The following is a 15,961-nucleotide window of genomic DNA, read 5'->3' as shown; positions in this document are numbered from 1 at the left end:
TTCGTCGTTACGGCTGCTGTGAAGACATCTATTCTACCGATTCCACGCTGGACTCCCCTCGTGCTCTCCGGGTCCGGCCCCCGCTCCTACCTTGCGGTCGAAACCGGACGCCTGGGTAAGCCCGCCCTCCGCCTCGCCGCCACCCTCCTCTTCCTGGTCGGGTTTATTTCCACGCTCGGTGCCCAGGACCGGGTGACGCTCAGTGGCTACGTCCGCGATGCCAGCGACGGCGAGACCCTCATCGGGGCTACCGTGCAACTAGACGGCACCACCCTGGGCACGGTGACGAATGCCTACGGCTTTTATTCCCTCACCGTTGCCCCCGGCAGTTATACGGTGCGGGCAAGCTACCTGGGCTACGCCGAACGGAAGGTCGTACTGGAGCTCAACGGCAACCTCACCCGCGATTTCGCTCTCGAGGAAGCCGGCAGCGTGCTCCAGGAAGTTGTCGTCACCGCCGTCGACGAAGACGAGAACGTCAGCAACCTGCAGATGAGCGTGGAGCGGCTCGACATGAGCACCATTGAGAAGCTGCCCAGCCTGCTGGGGGAAGTGGACGTGATCCGCAGCATCCAGTTGCTGCCCGGGGTGACCACCGTGGGCGAGGGTGCCGCCGGCTTTAACGTGCGGGGCGGCAGCATCGACCAGAACCTGGTGATCCTGGACGAGGCGCCCGTCTTCAACAGCAGCCACCTCTTCGGCTTCTTCTCGGTTTTTAACCCCGACGCCGTGAAGGGGGTACAGCTGTACAAAGGTGGCATCCCCGCGCGTTATGGCGGCCGGCTTTCGTCCATCCTCGACGTGCGCATGAAGGAGGGCAATAACCAGCAGTTCGAGATGCAGGGCGGTATCGGCACCATCTTCAGCCGGCTCAGCGTGGAAGCACCGTTGGTGAAGGATAAGTCGTCTTTTCTCCTCGCCGGCCGCCGCAGCTACATCGACGTACTGGCGGCCCCTTTCCTCAACGATAACCTCAGCGGTACCCGCCTCAACTTTTACGACCTCACCCTGAAGACCAACTACCGCTTCAGCGATAAGGACCAAGTATTTCTTTCCGGCTACCTCGGCCGCGACGTATTCAGTCCGGGCGACGCGGCCGGCTTCAGCTGGGGTAACGCCACCGGCACCCTGCGCTGGAACCACCTCTTTTCCGACAAGCTCTTCGCCAACCTGACCGTCTACTACAGCGACTACGACTACGCCATTGACTTCGGCGACGACCCCGACGAAGACGCCTTCAACTGGGACGCCAGCATCGTCAACACCAGCGTCAAACCGGAATTCTCCTACTTCGTCAGTCCCGATAACGTCATCCGCTTCGGCGGCCAGGCGATCTACTACCGCTTCGAGCCGGCCAACGCCATTGCCGTCAGCGGCGGCGACGAAATCGACATCAGCCTCAGCCGCCAGTGGGCCCTGGAATCGAGCGCCTTCGTCGAAAACGAGGTGACCCTGTGGGACCGGCTGAAGCTCAACTACGGGCTGCGCCTGAGCCACTTCGCCTACCTCGGCGGACGCAATATCTACGAATTCGGCGAAGCCCCCCGCGAAGGACTGCCCCGCCCACTCACGGGCGTCACCCCTACGGAGCGCAACGAAGTGATCGACGACTGGTTGAACCTGGAACCCCGCGCCGCGGCCCAGTTCACCCTCAACTCCACCAGCTCGGTGAAGGCCAGCTACCAGCGCACCGTGCAGTACATCCACCTGCTCAGCAATACCACCGCCTCGATCCCCCTCGACATCTGGACGCCCAGCACCAACAACATCCAACCCCAGCGGGCCGACCAGTTCGCCCTCGGATACTTCCGTAATCTCAGCGACAATACCTACGAGCTCAGCTTGGAAACCTACTACAAGGACTTCGCCAACCTGGTCGATTACATCGACGGGGCCGACCTCATCCTCAACGAACTCGTGGAAGGGCAGGTCCTCAGCGGCGAAGGGCGGGCCTACGGAGCCGAAGTGCAACTCAAGAAAAACAAGGGCCGCGCATCGGGCTGGCTGAGCTACACCCTGGCTCGCTCCGAGCGGCTGGTGCCCGGCATCAACAATGACGACTGGTACCCCACCCGTTTCGACCAGACCCACAACTTCAACCTGACCGCGTTCTACGAGCTCTCCGACCGCGTGAGCCTGAGCGGTACCTTCGTCTACAACACCGGCACCCCGACCACCCTGCCCAACAGCGGCTACTACCAGCTCGGTTACTACATCCCGAACAACGCCGGTGACGCCCGTAATAACTTTCGCATTCCGGATTACCACCGCCTCGACGTGAGCCTCACCCTCGACCCGAAAAAAGAGAAAGCCGACCGCCGCTGGCAGGGGCAGTGGATCTTCGGCATTTACAATCTCTACGCCCGCCGCAACCCCTTCACCATCTACGCCGACCAACTGGACGGCCGCACCCTTCCCGGGCAGGCCATCAACACCGAAGCCATCAAGCTCTCCGTGGTCGGTAGCATCATCCCCTCCGTTTCCTACAACTTCACCTTCCAATGATGCGATCGCTCGGCCTACTCTCGCTAGCCCTTGTCCTATGGAACTGCGAGGACCCCGTCACCCTCCAGACCGACTTCGACGCCCCCCAACTTGTCGTCGACGCCTGGCTCACCAATCGGGCGGAACCCCAGACCGTCCGCCTCACCGAATCACAGGATTACTACGCCAACCGCCTGCCCACCCCCGTGGAGGACGCCGCGGTGGTGATCTGCCGCACCGCCCCGGATACTAGCTGCTTCACCTTCACGTACCGGGGCGACGGCGACTACGTGTGGGAGCCGGCTCCCGGTGATTCCCTGGGCGCGGTCGGTACCGAGCTGGTCCTCGGCCTCGAGCGCAACGGGCTCCGCTACGGCAGCCAGACGACGGTGAAACGGGTGCCCCCCATCGACAGCATCGCGGTTCGTTTCGAGGAAGAATCGATCGGGCTCGACGCGGGCCTGTACGCCCAGCTGTACGCCCGCGATTTCGTCGGTGTCGGCGATGCCTATCTGATCCGCACCACCATCAACGACACCCTGCTCAACCGCCCGGGGGAGCTCTCCCTGGTATACGACGCCACCTTCGACGCCGGCAGCGGCACGGACGGCATCGTGTTCATCGCACCCATCCGGTTCAGCATCAACCGCACGGACGACGACGGCGGCGTGGTCGCCCTCGAGCCCGGCGATAGCCTCCACGTCGATGTATGGTCGCTCAGCAACGAAGCCTTCTTCTACCTGAGCGTGGCCCGCGACCAGATTCAGAACGGCAGCAACGGCATCTTCCAACTCCCCATCGCCAATGCCCCCGGCAACGTGGTGGCCCTCGACGGGGAAGAAGCCGTATTGGGGGTCTTCAACGTGGCCGCGGTGAGCCAGGCAAGCAAGGTCGTGGAATGATTTTCCGGGGAAACTTTCGCGTTCCGTGACCCAATACGTAATTTGACGTCTCACCTGGGAAGCCGCTACGATCCGAGCTCCCGAAGCTGGAAACCTGAATGCTCACCCAAGCGTCCACTCAAGCTTGCGACCCTTCCATGGAAGACATGGACATCGTGCTGGCCTACCGCAAGCACCAGCACGCTACCTGCTTCCGCCTGCTCTACGAGCGCTATGCCGCCAAAGTATACAGTAAGGCCATGACCATGCTGCACAAGGAAAGCGAAGCGGAAGACGCCACCCAGGAGATTTTTACCAAGATATTCCTGAGCCTGGGTAAATTCGAGGGCCAGGCCAAGTTTTCCACCTGGGTCTATTCCATCACCTATAACCTCTGTATCGACAAAATTCGCCGCAGCCGCCGTAGCCGGGAGCTCTTCGCCACCGAGATGGAAGACCCGCCAGACACGATCGAGGAGGTGCCCGACGAGGCCCTGATGAGCATGCAACTCAGTGAACTCCGCTACGTGCTCTCCCAACTCACGGAATCCGAACGGACCCTGCTCCTGATGAAGTACAAGGACGGGGTGAAGATCAAAACGATTGCCTCGCTGCTCGGTAAAACCGAATCGGCCGTAAAGATGCAGTTGAAACGGGTAAAGGAAAAATCCAAGCGCATCCACGACCGCCAGTTCGCCTCCGTAACCTGAAACCCATGAATAACTTTCTGGCACTGCGGGACGAAGATATCGCCTCCTTCACCGGGGAGCGGCAAGCTGTCGTGCGCCGGAAGGTCGAACGGGAACTGCGGACCGCCGAATTCATCGCCAGCGTCGTCGAGCTCTTCGGGCCCGTCATGGCCGACACCCTCAACGTTATGGGGGGCGGAGAGCCCATGGTCGACCTTGATGACGACGATCCCTTCAACGACGAACCTCTCGGCCCCGGCACCAACCGCGACATTATCCGTTAATTGCCCCCATGGACTCCGTGCTCGAGATACTCCGCCTCCAGGCTTACCAGTTGCTGACCGTCATTCCGGCCCTCGTCAAAGCCGCCGTCATCTTCCTGGTGGGCTACGTGATCGCCAAGGGGCTGTACCAAATCCTCCGGCGGCTCATCGCGGCTTCCGGCCTCGACCGCCTCACCGATAAACTGCTGAACATCGACCTGTTCCGCAACGCCAAGATCACCCTCCTCCCCAGCCGGGTATTAGCGGCCATCGTGTACTACTTCGTCCTGATCGTTTTCACCATGGCCGCGGTCGAGGCACTGGGCATGGACATGCTTTCGGCGATGATGGCCGACCTCATTTCCTATTTGCCGAACGCCATATTAGCCTTTGTCATCCTGATCGGCGGCATCTTCCTGGCCGATTCCATCAAGCGGCTGGTACTCACCACCTGCCGGTCGCTGGCCATCCCGTCCGGCAACCTGATCGCCAACGCGGTTTTCTACTTCATCCTGCTCAACATCATCCTTATTTCCCTCAGTCAGGCCCAGTTGCAGACGGAGTTCATGGAAACGAACATCAGTATCCTCCTGGCGGGTATCGCGGGCGCTTTCGCCATCGGCTACGGCATGGCCTCCCGGCACATCATGGGCAATATCCTGGCCAGCTTTTACAATCGCAATCAGCTTCGCCTCGGCGACGAGGTCAGCATCGACGGCAAGCGGGGAGAGGTCGTCCAGCTCAACAGCGTCAGCATCACGTTGCGGTCGGAAGATTCCGAGTTTACCGTTCCCTTCAGCAAGCTCAGCAGCGAAGGCTACGAAATGCATAGCCGGCGCGACGAAGGCCCCTCCCTGCCGCCACATTTAGGAACTTAAGTTACTTTTTGTCGGCCCGCCCGTCCCATCTTTGCCCCCCTCATTAGAATACCCAAGATCGCGGTATGAAGCTCTCGCTACTCATTCCTTTTTTCATTTTTTGCTCCCTTCACCTCCTCGCGCAGGAGGCGGAAGAAATTCCGGAAGGTTGGCGCCGGGGCGCGGGAATCGGGCTCGACCTGACCCAATTGCTGCAAATCAACCCCAAACAGGGTGCCGGACAGAACCGCCTCGGCTTCGGGTCCGCCGTCAACGCCTTCGCCAAGTACAAGATGGACCGGCGTACTTGGGACAATACCCTGCTCTGGCAATTCGGACTACAGCGCCTCGGATCCGGCGTCATCGCCCAGGGATCCGCCGATAAAATCCCCTTCCAGAAAACGATCGACGAGCTCCGGTTCGGAAGTAAGTACGGCTACCAGATCCGCGAGGACGGCAACTTGTACTACTCGGCGAATTTCACCTTCCTCAGCCAGTTGGTGCCGACGTACCAGTTTCCCGACCTCTACTCCGGCAATTTCGTTTCCGACTGGCTGGATACCGGCCGCAGCCCCCTCTCCAAGTTCTTCGCGCCCGCCACCACCACCTTCTCCATCGGTCTGGATTACCAGCCGACCCCGGCCATCTCCCTTTTCTTTTCCCCCGTCAGTTCCAAGTTCATTATCGTAGCCAGCGACAGCATTGCCGCCCGGGGCGTGCACGGCAACCAGGTCAGCGGTACGCCCGATAGCCGGGGCATCTACCCCGAGTACGAGAAAATCGACGCCCAGATCGGTGCCCTGGCCCAGTTGAAGTTCGAGGCCAGCTTCCTCACCGACGACCGCGTCACCCTCAGTTCCAGCCTCGGCCTGTACACCAACTACCTGCGGAACCCCCAGAACGTAGACGTCGACTGGCAGAACGGCTTGGCCTTCGCCATCACCGAGAACCTCCTGTTTTCCCTCTTCGTCAACGTCTTCTACGACGACGACATCCGCGTACAGATCACCGACTACGACGCCCCCAATGGAACGGCCGGCCTCGGCAAACGGGTCAGCCTCACCGAACAGCTGCTCATCACGTACGCCCGAACCTTCTGAGGCCGGTGGCAAAACGGTTCCACCCTGGTTACGACCACCCCCTCTTGGCCCGGGCCCGGGCCTGCACCGTCTGCGCGGACCATCTCCCCCTCGGCCCTAATCCCATCTTCCGCATTCACCCGGAATGCCGCGTAGCCCTTATCAGCCAGGCACCCGGACGGCTGGCCCACCAATCGAGCGTGGCCTGGGACGACCCCGGCGGCCGTCGATTACGGGAGTGGCTCGGCGTGACGGAAGAACAGTTTTATCACGCTACCACCTTCGCCGTGCTGCCGATCGGCTTCTGTTACCCGGGGAAGGGAAAAGGCGGCGATCTCCCGCCACGGCCGGAGTGCGCGCCGCTTTGGCAGGAACCCCTGCACTCCCTAATGCCGCGACTGGAGCTGCAAATTCTAATCGGCGCCTACGCTCAGGCCCACTACCTCGGAGCCCGGCGGGGAAAAAACCTCACGGAAACCGTCCGGAACTACGCCGATTACCTACCGGCGTACTTTCCAATACCCCACCCCAGTCCGCGCAACGGTATCTACCTGCGCCGTAACCCCTGGTTCGAGGAGGTCAACATACCGCATCTGCAGCAGCTGGTTGCGGACTTGCTTTAGGCAAATCTAAATGGCGCCGAGACCACCGTCCATGCCGATCACCTGGCCGGTGACGAAACGCCCCTGGTTGCCCAGTAGGAATACCGCCATGGCTGCAATATCGGCGGGGTCGCCCACCCGGTTCAGAGGATGGCGCTTGGCACTGGCTTCCCGTTTGTCGTCGGAAGCGAGCAGTTTTCCGGCGAGCGGCGTATCGGTGAGGGAAGGAGCGATGGCGTTGACCCGGATGGAGGGGGCGTATTCCGCGGCCAGGCTACGGGTAAGGCCTTCCACGGCACCCTTGGCGGCGGCGACCGCGGCGTGGAAGGGCATGCCGCGCTGCACGGCTACCGTAGAGAAAAGGACCACCGAAGCTCGGTCACTCCGTTTAAGCGCCCGTTCGGCGGCCTGGAGGCAACGCACGGCGCCCACTACGTTCAGCTCGAAAGACTGCCGGAAAGCGTCGGGTTTGAGGCTACGAAAGGATTTCAGGTCGATATTTCCCGGGCAGTACACCAGACCGTCCAGTGTGTCCGGCAGTCCCGTACCCATATCGGCCCCCTCGGCCGTGACGTCCACTGCCGTAAAGTGAACCGCGGGGGGCAGATCGCGAGCTTGCCGGGCCCAGACGTGGACGGTGTGGTTTGCCTGAAGAAGTTGGTCGACGAGGGCGCGACCGATGCCGGAGCTGCCGCCGACGATGAGATAAGTAGCCATAGGAAAGGGGTTAACGAAAGCGACCCGGCCGGCGTGAGCCGGTCGGGTCGCTGCGATTCAGGGTCCTAAGACTAAACCGGGTGGCTTAGTTTACGGACTCGCTGAGTTTCTTACCGGGCTTGAACTTCACTACGTTCTTGGCCGCGATCTGGATGGTCTCGTTGGTGCGGGGGTTACGTCCTTCCCGGGCGGGGCGGTTGTTAACCGAGAAAGTACCGAATCCTACCAAGCTAACGCTATCGTCACTCTTGAGTGCGTCTTCGATACTAGCGAGGGTGGCGCTCAGTGCGCTTTCGGCTTGGTCTTTCGTCAGGCCCGACTTCTCGGCGATGGACGATACAAGTTCTCCTTTGTTCATTATACAGAAATTTGGATTGTTAAAAAGTGGCAAAGAAATTGCCGTATGAATCAGGTTTCGTTAGGTAGTCGAAGTCAGGCACAAGGCTTGGTCCTTTAACCTCCCTAGTTTAGCCGTACAAACGTATGAAAAAGCTCAGTGTTTATCCTGTTTTCCTTATTTTACTAGGGTTCTCGATCCTCTTTATGACGGGCTGTAGCCGCAAATCCGGCTGTGCCGCCCTCATGAATACCACCAAGGTTCAGAAGAAGAACCCCGGCGGCAACCGCGACCTCTTCGGCCAGCGGATGTAATCGGGGGCTCACCGTTCACGCAGTTTTTCCGCCCGGGGCAGGCCGAGCGGCAGCACCTCCACCGTCTCCCCCGCCCGTTTGATTTCCCGCACCTTATACGGCCGCTTCTGCTGGCTTTCGTAGTAAGTCCGCATCAGTACCTCCACGATGATCCCGACCGTAACCAACTGTACGCCAGTAAGTACGAGCAGGGCACCCAGGATCAGCAGCGGCTTCCCCCAGATGTCCTGACCGGCCAGCTTGAGCGCCAGCAGATAGAGGTTGATCAGGGCACCGGCGGCGAATATGCCCAGCCCCACCTGTCCGAAAAGGTGCATCGGCCGCTGCAGGTACTTCTTCAGGAAGAGCATCAAAATCAGATCGCTCACCACGCGGAAGGTGCGTCCGAGGCCGTACTTGCTCTGCCCGTGCCGGCGGGCGTGATGGCGCACCGGCACCTGGGTGATGCGCGCGCCTTCCAGGCTTGCCAGCACCGAAATAAATCGGTGCAGCTCCCCGTAAATTCCCAGGTCACGGGCAATTTCGGCGCGAAAGACCTTCAGGGCGCAGCCGTAATCCCGCAAATGCACCCCGCTCAGATTGCGGATGATCCAGTTAGCGATGCCACTCGGGATCTTCCGCAGCAGGGCTCCGTCCTGTCGGTTCACCCGTTCGCCGACTACCAGGTCCCAGTCTTCGTCGCGCACCATCCTGAGCATGGAGGGTATGTCGGCCGGGTCGTTCTGCAGGTCGCCGTCCATGGTGGCGATGTAGGTGCCGCGGGCCACGTCGATACCGGCCATGAGGGCGAGGCTCTGTCCGTAGTTCTTCCGCAGCTCCACGACGACGAGCCGGGGGTCGTCGAAGGATTTCAGCAGGGCGACCGATCCGTCGGTGCTGCCGTCATCGACGTAGACGATCTCATAATCGATCCCGGCAACCGCCGCGTGGATGCGGTCGATGAGCGGACGGATGTTGTCCACTTCATTGAGGATGGTTACGACGATCGATAGTTCCACGCCGCGAATATACGCCGGCTAGTCGCCCACGGGCATACCCGTCCCCATGCCGTCCCGCAGTTCCTCCGTTTCGTCGGCGGGCAAGTCCGCCGCCTCCAGCAACCGCCCCACCGGGTAGCGGGCGCGTAAATGCCGGAGGTAAAGGGAGTCTACGGCCTCGATCCGTAAGCCGGGATACTGGAACGGGCTGCCGATGTACAGCATTTCCGGGGCGTAATCAGCGTACACCCGGGGCACCACCGCCCCCCGCGCCCGGGTCAGGTACCATCCGCTGGCGGGTTCGATCAGGCTGAAGCGGTAGATACCAAGCGCGCTATCCCCGGCCGTACGCACTACCCGTTCGGCGGATTGCCGAACGGCGATGCCACGTTCGTCTTCCGCTGCGCGGGGGGGCAGGACGAACAGATTAAACCCGACGCGCAGCAATAACAGGAAAATGCAAAAGAGGAGGAGGAAATCTTTCTCCCGCCGCCAGCCCGCCAAGATCGTTGCACCTGCGGCCGCGCCCAAAACCGTACTCTTCAGCCAAGCGGCCTCCACGATGGCGGTCTGGGGTACCAGCGGAACGAACGGAATAGCCACCGCGACCACCGTCATCACCATCAGCAGCCCCCGCCGCAGGTAAACGTAGGTCGGGCTCCGGTCGAGCACGTGCAGGTGGTGCAGCCACAGCAAACTCGCGAACAGCAGGGGAAAAAGCATGAGCAGGTAGCGCGGGTAGACATTCGGCGAGAGCCAGTATACGGGAACGTTGACCAAAAAGGCCACCAGGCAGAAGGCCGCGAAATCATTGGTGCGGAGGCTCGCCCACCCACCGCGCCGCAGCAGGTACACCAGCAGCAGCGTCCAGGGCAGGAAGTGGTAGCTCATCTCGAAGGGGAAAGCGAATACGTGGCGGACCGTCTCCCACAGCCCCCGCGCCACGGCCGTTCGTTTGCCGCTCTCCACGAACAGCCGGCGGGCCACCCGCTCCAGGTCGACGGCCTCCGAATAGGGTACATAATACAGTGCCAGCAGCCCGAGGCACCCCAGCCCCGTAAGCAGGTGGGCCGGGCGCAGGAGCTGCTTCCACGACCGGGTCCACCCCAGAATGGCGAAGATGCTCAGTCCCTGAAAGACGACGGCCGGCAGTCCCTTCAGCAGGAAAGTGGCGACCGTGAGCAGGTAGGTCCACCCGAAGGCTTCCCACCACCGGCCCCGCCGGCCGAAGTAGTAGAGGAGCATGATCTGGGTGTAGACCAGCCAGCTGAAGCAGACGTCGATGAGGGCGAGCATGCTGTCCCAGAAGAGCATCCGCCCGCAGGTGATCACCGTCAGGGCGTGGACCGCCGCGAGGTAGCTTCCGAAGTGTCGCCGGCTGAACAGGTAGGTCGTAATCCCGAAGCCTAGCAGGCTGATGACCGTAGGCAAGCGGGCGGCCCACTCGCTGCCTTCGCCGTGAAGGGCGAAACTCGCGGCCAGGATCCAGTTCCACAGCGGCGGCTTATTCAGGTAGATATCGCCGTGCATGGTGGGTACCAGGAAGTTTCCGGTCCAGAGCATCTCCAGGGCGACCAGCGCCCGGATCCCCTCGTCGTCGATGAAGACCACCCGCCCCAGGTTGATCAGCAGGGCCGGCAACAGCAGCAGCGCCGCCACGATATACAACCACTTTCGCACGGGGCGAAGATAGACCAAGCCAACGGCCCGGAAGGCAACGGGCATTCGGGCGACGGAGCGCGGGTCTCATGACGGCCGGAAAATACCATCGTCGGGACGAACGTTTAGAGCTTGTTTGGCTTTTCCGAACCTGGTCGAAAATGAGGCAATTTGCGACCTGTTTAGGCACCCGACACGGGGGATAGCAGCGTTATCTACCGCGTCGGGTAACGACAACGGGGCTGAAGGAGGCCGTTGGCAGACCGGTAAGGAGAATCCAAACAGGTTCTTCGTCGTACCCCAAGCGAAAATTACCCGCTTGGGTAATCCCGGATTACCTGGGGGGAGGCCGCTTCGGTCACCGGAATGTAAGCCCGCATTAATGTGGTGTTAAACAGCTCACTCCCGCTCCCCTTTCTGAACTACTGCGCCCCGCCAAACATTAATACCGTAACTCCACGCCTGACCCAACAATCCTTGAGATTGATTCGGAGTTTCAAAAAGAAAAACATGAAGTCGAGAGGACCCCTGCTTTTTTCCGCCCTACTACTGGTTTTTGCGCTCATCGCCGCTATGCGCCCCGTCCACGAGCTGGCTACTCCGCCGGGCGACGCGCCCTCGGTCATCATGCGTACAATGTTGGCGAACCTGGAGAACTACCACTACCAGCCGGTGGCGATCAATGACGAATTTTCCGAACGCGTCTATAAGCAATACCTGAATGACGTCGATGGCGCCCGCCTCTTCTTCACCCAGGAGGATATCGATGCCTTCAGCCAGTACCGTACGCAGATCGACGATCAGAGCCTGGCCGGCGAGTTCACCTTTTACGATCTGGTGCAGGAGCGCTGGATGGCCGCCCTCGACAAGACCGAAGGCTGGTACGAGGAAATCCTCTCCGAACCCTTTGACCTGAACGCCAGCGGCGAATTTACCGATCGCGACGAGGACTCCGACTGGGCGGCAACCGACACCGAACTCAAGCAGTACTGGTACGACTACACCAAGCGCGACCTGGTCGCCCAGATCGTGAATAAGCAGGAAGAGATCGAGCTGGATACGACCGGCACGGAATTCCCTTCCATGGATTCCCTGGAAATCGAGTACCGGGGCAAAATTTTAGAGCGGTACGAAGACTGGTTCGCCCGGATGCGCGAAATGAAGCCCAGCATCAAGCAGGGGCAGTTCTTCAACGCCATGACCGCCGTTTTCGACCCTCACACCAGCTACTTCCGGCCCAAGGATAAGGAATCGTTCGACATTCGCTTCAGCGGTCGCCTGGAAGGCATCGGTGCCACGCTGCAAACCAACGACGAATACACCAAGGTGACCTCGATCGTAGTCGGCGGCCCGGCCTGGAAGGGCAAGGAGCTGCAGGAGGACGACATCATTATGGGCGTCCGCCAGGAAGAAGGTGACCTCGTCGATATCAAGGGGATGATCCTCGAAGACGTAGTCGATAAGATCCGCGGTAAAAAGGGTACCATGGTCTACCTCAAGGTCAAAAAGCCCGACGGCACGATCCAGAACATCGCCATTGAGCGGGACGTGATCATCATCGACGAGACCTACGCCAAGTCGCTCATCATCGACGACGCCGATTCGGGCGATAAAGTGGGCTACCTCCTCCTGCCGAGCTTCTACGCCGATTTCCAGAACGAGGACGGCCGCTTCAGCGCTAAGGACGTGGAAGCCGAGCTGGACAAGCTTAAGGAGCAGAACGTCGACGGCATCATCCTCGACCTCCGCAACAACGGTGGCGGATCCCTCCGCGACGTGGTCGACATGACCGGCTTCTTCATTCCCGAAGGCCCGGTCGTACAGGTTGCCGGCCGTGAAAGCAGCAAGGAAATTCTCAAGGACAAAGACCGCCGCGTGCAGTACGACGGGCCGCTGGTAGTACTGGTCAACGAATACAGCGCCAGCGCCAGCGAGATCCTGGCCGCCGCCCTGCAGGACTACAACCGGGCCGTGATCGTGGGCAGCAACTCCACCTTCGGGAAGGGAACGGTGCAGCGCTTCATCGATATGGACCAGACCATTAATGGTTTCGACGACATCAAGCCACTTGGTACCGTAAAGTTGACGATGCAGAAGTTTTACCGCATCAATGGCGGATCCACCCAGCTGCGCGGCGTGACCCCGGACATCGTCCTGCCTAACAGCCGCTCCTTACTGGAAACCGGTGAGAAAGAACAGGAGTCGCCCCTCGCCTGGACCGAAATCGAGCCCGCCAAGTACAGCCAGGATGTTTACCGCATCCGCCACATGGACGAACTGATGGAGCGTAGTGCCGTGCGGATAGCCGCCAGTCCTACCTTCGACCGCATCGCCGAAAACGCCAAGCGCGTCAAGCGGCAGCGCGACCGGGATACTTATCCCCTGGCCCTTACCGACTACGCCGAGCTACAGCGCACCGCCCGCGAAGAGGCAGAACAATTTGACGGCATCTTCGACACGATCGTCAACCAGGGCGTAGAGAACCTGGTCGTCGACCTCGACCCCATCCTCGCCGACGAAAGCAAAGTCGCCCGCAACGACGACTTCAAGCAAAACGTGGGTAAGGACGTCTACATCCGCGAAGCGGTCAACATCGTCCACGATATGATCGAGCTGGAAACGGGTGGTAAAGTGGGGTATCGGGAGTAGTCCTTTAGTCTGGTAGGGGGTAGTCTTTTAGTTTGGTAGTCTTTTAGTCTTTTAGGGGATAGTCCTTTAGTCTGTTAGTAGGTAGTGTTTTTAGTCGGGCAATTTGCACCCAAATACTACCTACTAACAGACTACCGACTACCCCCTAAAAGACTACTGACTACCCCTACCTACTACCCCCTAAAAGACTACCCCCTACCTACTACTAGACTACCCCCTAAAAGACTACTGACTACCCCTACCTACTACCAGACTACCCACTACCCAATCAACCCACTAAGCGATTGCGTAGCCTGCTCTCCGGTTGCCATGGTCTTTACCGAGTACTTGCCGCTCTTCACTTCTTCACTGCCGATGATAATGACCTTCGGGGCATTGCGCTGATCGGCGTACTTCATCATTTTACCCAGTTTGGCGGCGGCGGGATAGAGGTCCGCATTCCGGCCGGCACGGCGAAGTTGGCCGACTAGCTCGAAACCGTGGGCCAGGCTCGCCTCGTCGAGGCAAAGCAGCAGGTACTCGAGATCTTCGCTGGCATCCGCGGGGAATAGCTGGAGCTCTTCCAGAACGTCATAGATGCGTTCCGCTCCGAAGCTGATGCCTACGCCGGGCAGGTCGCGGCCGCCGAAGATGCCGGTAAGGTCGGCGTAGCGGCCACCACCCGCGATGCTACCCATCTGAATACCGGGGTGCGAATCGGTGTCGACGGCCACTTCGTAGATGCAGCCGGTGTAGTAATTGAGGCCGCGGGCCAGGGTGACGTCGAATTCAACGCGGCTGGTGGTGGCTCCGATCGTGTCGAATACGGCCTGAAGTTCCCCGATGCCCTCGCGGCCGATCGCGCTTTTTTCCAGCAGCGGCGCTACTTTTCCCAGGCTGGTGACGCCTAAGAATTGCTTGATCGTATCGATGGCCGCCGCATCTACGCCCCGCTCCCGGAGTTCCTTTTCGACGCCGGCCTCCCCGATTTTATCGAGCTTGTCGATGGCGATGGTGATGTCCATCATCCGGTCCTGGTGCCCGGCGATCTCGGCGAGCCCGGCCAGGATCTTCCGGTTATTGAGGCGGATGACGACGCGTAGTCCGAGGTCGGCAAATACCCAGTCCAGCAGCTGCGTTAGTTCGGCCTCGTAGAGGAGGGAATCGGAGCCTACCACGTCGGCGTCGCACTGGTAGAACTCGTTGTAGCGGCCCTTCTGCGGCCGGTCGGCCCGCCACACGGGGGCGATAGCGTAGCGCTTGAAGGGGAAGGCGAGGTCGTTCTGGTGCATCACCACGTAGCGGGCGAAGGGGACGGTGAGATCGTAGCGGAGGCCGCGCTTCGATATCTGCGGCAGTACGGCGTCGCTATCTTGGGCGGCTAGCTGCTGCGAATCCGCTTTCCCGAGAAAATCGCCGTTGTTGAGCACCTTGAAGAGCAGGCGATCGCCTTCCTCGCCGTACTTCCCGGTCAGGGTCGACAGGTTTTCCATCACCGGCGTCTCGATGGGCTGGTAGCCGTAGCGGTGGAAATGCTTCCGGATGACGTCGAAAATGTAGTTGCGCCGCCGCACCTCGTGGGGCAGAAAATCTCGGGTTCCTTTGGGGATGGAGGGTTTCATGGGCGCGAAGGTACAGAAGTACGATGTTGGAAGGACAAAGTAGGAAGTACGAAGGTGTCGGCAAATTCTGGTGACCCGGATGGGGATTATTGGAACGGGTGTTTTCCAAAGCGGGTGTTTTGCGCCGGGGCGCAGGGGAAACGGGAGTTACAAACATGTTATGTGAATTCCCTTGGGCGCAGGAGATGCTCGCCTTCGGCTCGTAATTCTGAAATGCTGATTTTGGCAGCTCGCTGCGCTAGGTCACGGATTGGCTGCTCTCCCCTCGGTGATTCCTCGGTGAAGCCCCCTGAGCTATCTGTGGAGAGGCTTTGCTCACCTGCGGCTCGTTTTTTCTCAACACAGATTGACTGCGCCGCTACTTCGTGGGTTTCCGCAGACCTTGCTGCGCCTGCGGCGCGGTGTATAGGCTCAACACAGATTTCACGGATCGCTACGCTCGGGCACGGATTAAACACGGATTTTTTCCGCAGGGCTCCGCGAAACTCCGCGGTGCTCTGCTTCTCTGCCGTTTATCGCTACCGTCGCACAGCGACCACTTAGCAAGCCTCCTCCGTGGCACCTCTATGCTGTACTCCGTGGCACATCTGTGGTGAACTATCAGTTCGTTTTGTCTCTCCCGCGGTTCGGATGCCCACGGGTGGAGGACCTTCGGTCCGACCGCAGACCTTGCTGCGCCTGCGGCGCGGTGTATAGGCTCAACACAGATTTCACGGATCGCTACGCTCGGGCACGGATTAAACACGGATTTTTCCCGCACGACTCCGAGAAACTCCGCGGTACTCTGCTTCTATGCGGTTAGTCACTGCCGTCGTACAGCGACCACTTAGCAAGCCTCCTCCGTGGCACCTC

At 60.3% G+C, this 15,961-nt stretch carries 14 protein-coding genes; 9 read left to right on the top strand and 5 right to left on the bottom strand.

The features are described 5' to 3' along the window. The first annotated feature begins 18 nt into the window (after positions 1–18). The 7 genes from CLV84_RS03250 to CLV84_RS03220 all read left to right on the top strand — a co-directional run bounded on the left by CLV84_RS03250 (position 19) and on the right by CLV84_RS03220 (position 6,876). Positions 19–2,505, top strand: a complete 2,487-nt coding sequence (locus CLV84_RS03250; protein WP_245911367.1) for a TonB-dependent receptor — start codon at positions 19–21, stop codon at positions 2,503–2,505. Then, positions 2,502–3,386: a DUF4249 domain-containing protein gene (locus CLV84_RS03245; RefSeq protein WP_104418301.1), complete on the top strand. Its 885-nt coding sequence runs from the start codon at positions 2,502–2,504 to the stop codon at positions 3,384–3,386. Before CLV84_RS03250 ends, CLV84_RS03245 begins: the two co-directional genes overlap by 4 nt. A gap of 137 nt (positions 3,387–3,523) precedes the next feature. Continuing rightward, positions 3,524–4,075, top strand: coding sequence for an RNA polymerase sigma factor (locus CLV84_RS03240; protein ID WP_104418300.1), 552 nt, complete (start codon positions 3,524–3,526; stop codon positions 4,073–4,075). 5 nt (positions 4,076–4,080) lie between these two features. Continuing rightward, positions 4,081–4,338, top strand: a complete 258-nt coding sequence (locus CLV84_RS03235; RefSeq protein ID WP_104418299.1) for a hypothetical protein — start codon at positions 4,081–4,083, stop codon at positions 4,336–4,338. Positions 4,339–4,346: 8 nt separating this feature from the next. Then, positions 4,347–5,195, top strand: a complete 849-nt coding sequence (locus tag CLV84_RS03230; RefSeq protein WP_104418298.1) for a mechanosensitive ion channel family protein — start codon at positions 4,347–4,349, stop codon at positions 5,193–5,195. 65 nt (positions 5,196–5,260) lie between these two features. Next, a complete protein-coding gene (locus tag CLV84_RS03225; protein ID WP_104418297.1) occupies positions 5,261–6,274 on the top strand; it encodes a DUF3078 domain-containing protein in 1,014 nt (337 codons plus the stop codon). Between the two features lie 5 nt (positions 6,275–6,279). Beyond that, positions 6,280–6,876: a uracil-DNA glycosylase family protein gene (locus CLV84_RS03220; protein ID WP_211295140.1), complete on the top strand. Its 597-nt coding sequence runs from the start codon at positions 6,280–6,282 to the stop codon at positions 6,874–6,876. 6 nt (positions 6,877–6,882) lie between these two features. On the opposite strand, the gene CLV84_RS03215 is transcribed toward CLV84_RS03220, so the two are convergent. Next, a complete protein-coding gene (locus CLV84_RS03215; RefSeq protein WP_104418296.1) occupies positions 6,883–7,572 on the bottom strand; it encodes an SDR family NAD(P)-dependent oxidoreductase in 690 nt (229 codons plus the stop codon). An 85-nt stretch (positions 7,573–7,657) separates the two neighbouring features. After that, a complete protein-coding gene (locus tag CLV84_RS03210; protein ID WP_104418295.1) occupies positions 7,658–7,930 on the bottom strand; it encodes an HU family DNA-binding protein in 273 nt (90 codons plus the stop codon). A 125-nt stretch (positions 7,931–8,055) separates the two neighbouring features. Between CLV84_RS03210 and CLV84_RS21715 the strand changes: the two genes are divergently transcribed. Then, positions 8,056–8,223 carry a hypothetical protein gene (locus CLV84_RS21715; RefSeq protein WP_170067548.1) on the top strand — a complete coding sequence of 56 codons (168 nt, stop codon included), beginning with the start codon at positions 8,056–8,058 and terminating at the stop codon, positions 8,221–8,223. 8 nt (positions 8,224–8,231) lie between these two features. Here CLV84_RS21715 and CLV84_RS03205 read toward each other — a convergent pair whose 3' ends face one another. Next, on the bottom strand, positions 8,232–9,230 hold the full coding sequence (locus CLV84_RS03205) for a glycosyltransferase family 2 protein (RefSeq protein ID WP_406603340.1): 999 nt from the start codon (positions 9,228–9,230) through the stop codon (positions 8,232–8,234). Between the two features lie 9 nt (positions 9,231–9,239). After that, on the bottom strand, positions 9,240–10,880 hold the full coding sequence (locus CLV84_RS03200) for an ArnT family glycosyltransferase (protein ID WP_146088689.1): 1,641 nt from the start codon (positions 10,878–10,880) through the stop codon (positions 9,240–9,242). A gap of 489 nt (positions 10,881–11,369) precedes the next feature. Here CLV84_RS03200 and CLV84_RS03195 point away from each other — a divergent pair, with 489 nt between their 5' ends. After that, a complete protein-coding gene (locus tag CLV84_RS03195; protein WP_104419490.1) occupies positions 11,370–13,508 on the top strand; it encodes a carboxy terminal-processing peptidase in 2,139 nt (712 codons plus the stop codon). A 260-nt stretch (positions 13,509–13,768) separates the two neighbouring features. On the opposite strand, the gene hisS is transcribed toward CLV84_RS03195, so the two are convergent. Beyond that, positions 13,769–15,109: a histidine--tRNA ligase gene (gene hisS, locus CLV84_RS03190; RefSeq protein WP_104418292.1), complete on the bottom strand. Its 1,341-nt coding sequence runs from the start codon at positions 15,107–15,109 to the stop codon at positions 13,769–13,771. Between the last annotated feature and the right edge of the window lie 852 nt (positions 15,110–15,961).

This window comes from Neolewinella xylanilytica (genome assembly GCF_002934605.1).
Lineage (GTDB): Bacteria > Bacteroidota > Bacteroidia > Chitinophagales > Saprospiraceae > Neolewinella > Neolewinella xylanilytica.
Note: the sequence above shows the minus strand (reverse complement) of the source record. Positions and strands in the feature narration are given on the sequence as shown.

Excerpts from the sequence above, each read along its gene's own strand:
- CLV84_RS03245 (WP_104418301.1), top strand. The coding sequence starts at position 2,502 with ATGATGCGATCGCTCGGCCTACTCTCGCTAGCCCTTGTCCTATGGAAC.
- CLV84_RS03240 (WP_104418300.1), top strand. The coding sequence starts at position 3,524 with ATGGAAGACATGGACATCGTGCTGGCCTACCGCAAGCACCAGCACGCT.
- CLV84_RS03235 (WP_104418299.1), top strand. The coding sequence starts at position 4,081 with ATGAATAACTTTCTGGCACTGCGGGACGAAGATATCGCCTCCTTCACC.
- CLV84_RS03230 (WP_104418298.1), top strand. The coding sequence starts at position 4,347 with ATGGACTCCGTGCTCGAGATACTCCGCCTCCAGGCTTACCAGTTGCTG.
- CLV84_RS03225 (WP_104418297.1), top strand. The coding sequence starts at position 5,261 with ATGAAGCTCTCGCTACTCATTCCTTTTTTCATTTTTTGCTCCCTTCAC.
- CLV84_RS03215 (WP_104418296.1), bottom strand. The coding sequence starts at position 7,572 with ATGGCTACTTATCTCATCGTCGGCGGCAGCTCCGGCATCGGTCGCGCC.
- CLV84_RS03210 (WP_104418295.1), bottom strand. The coding sequence starts at position 7,930 with ATGAACAAAGGAGAACTTGTATCGTCCATCGCCGAGAAGTCGGGCCTG.
- CLV84_RS21715 (WP_170067548.1), top strand. The coding sequence starts at position 8,056 with ATGAAAAAGCTCAGTGTTTATCCTGTTTTCCTTATTTTACTAGGGTTC.
- CLV84_RS03195 (WP_104419490.1), top strand. The coding sequence starts at position 11,370 with ATGAAGTCGAGAGGACCCCTGCTTTTTTCCGCCCTACTACTGGTTTTT.
- hisS (WP_104418292.1), bottom strand. The coding sequence starts at position 15,109 with ATGAAACCCTCCATCCCCAAAGGAACCCGAGATTTTCTGCCCCACGAG.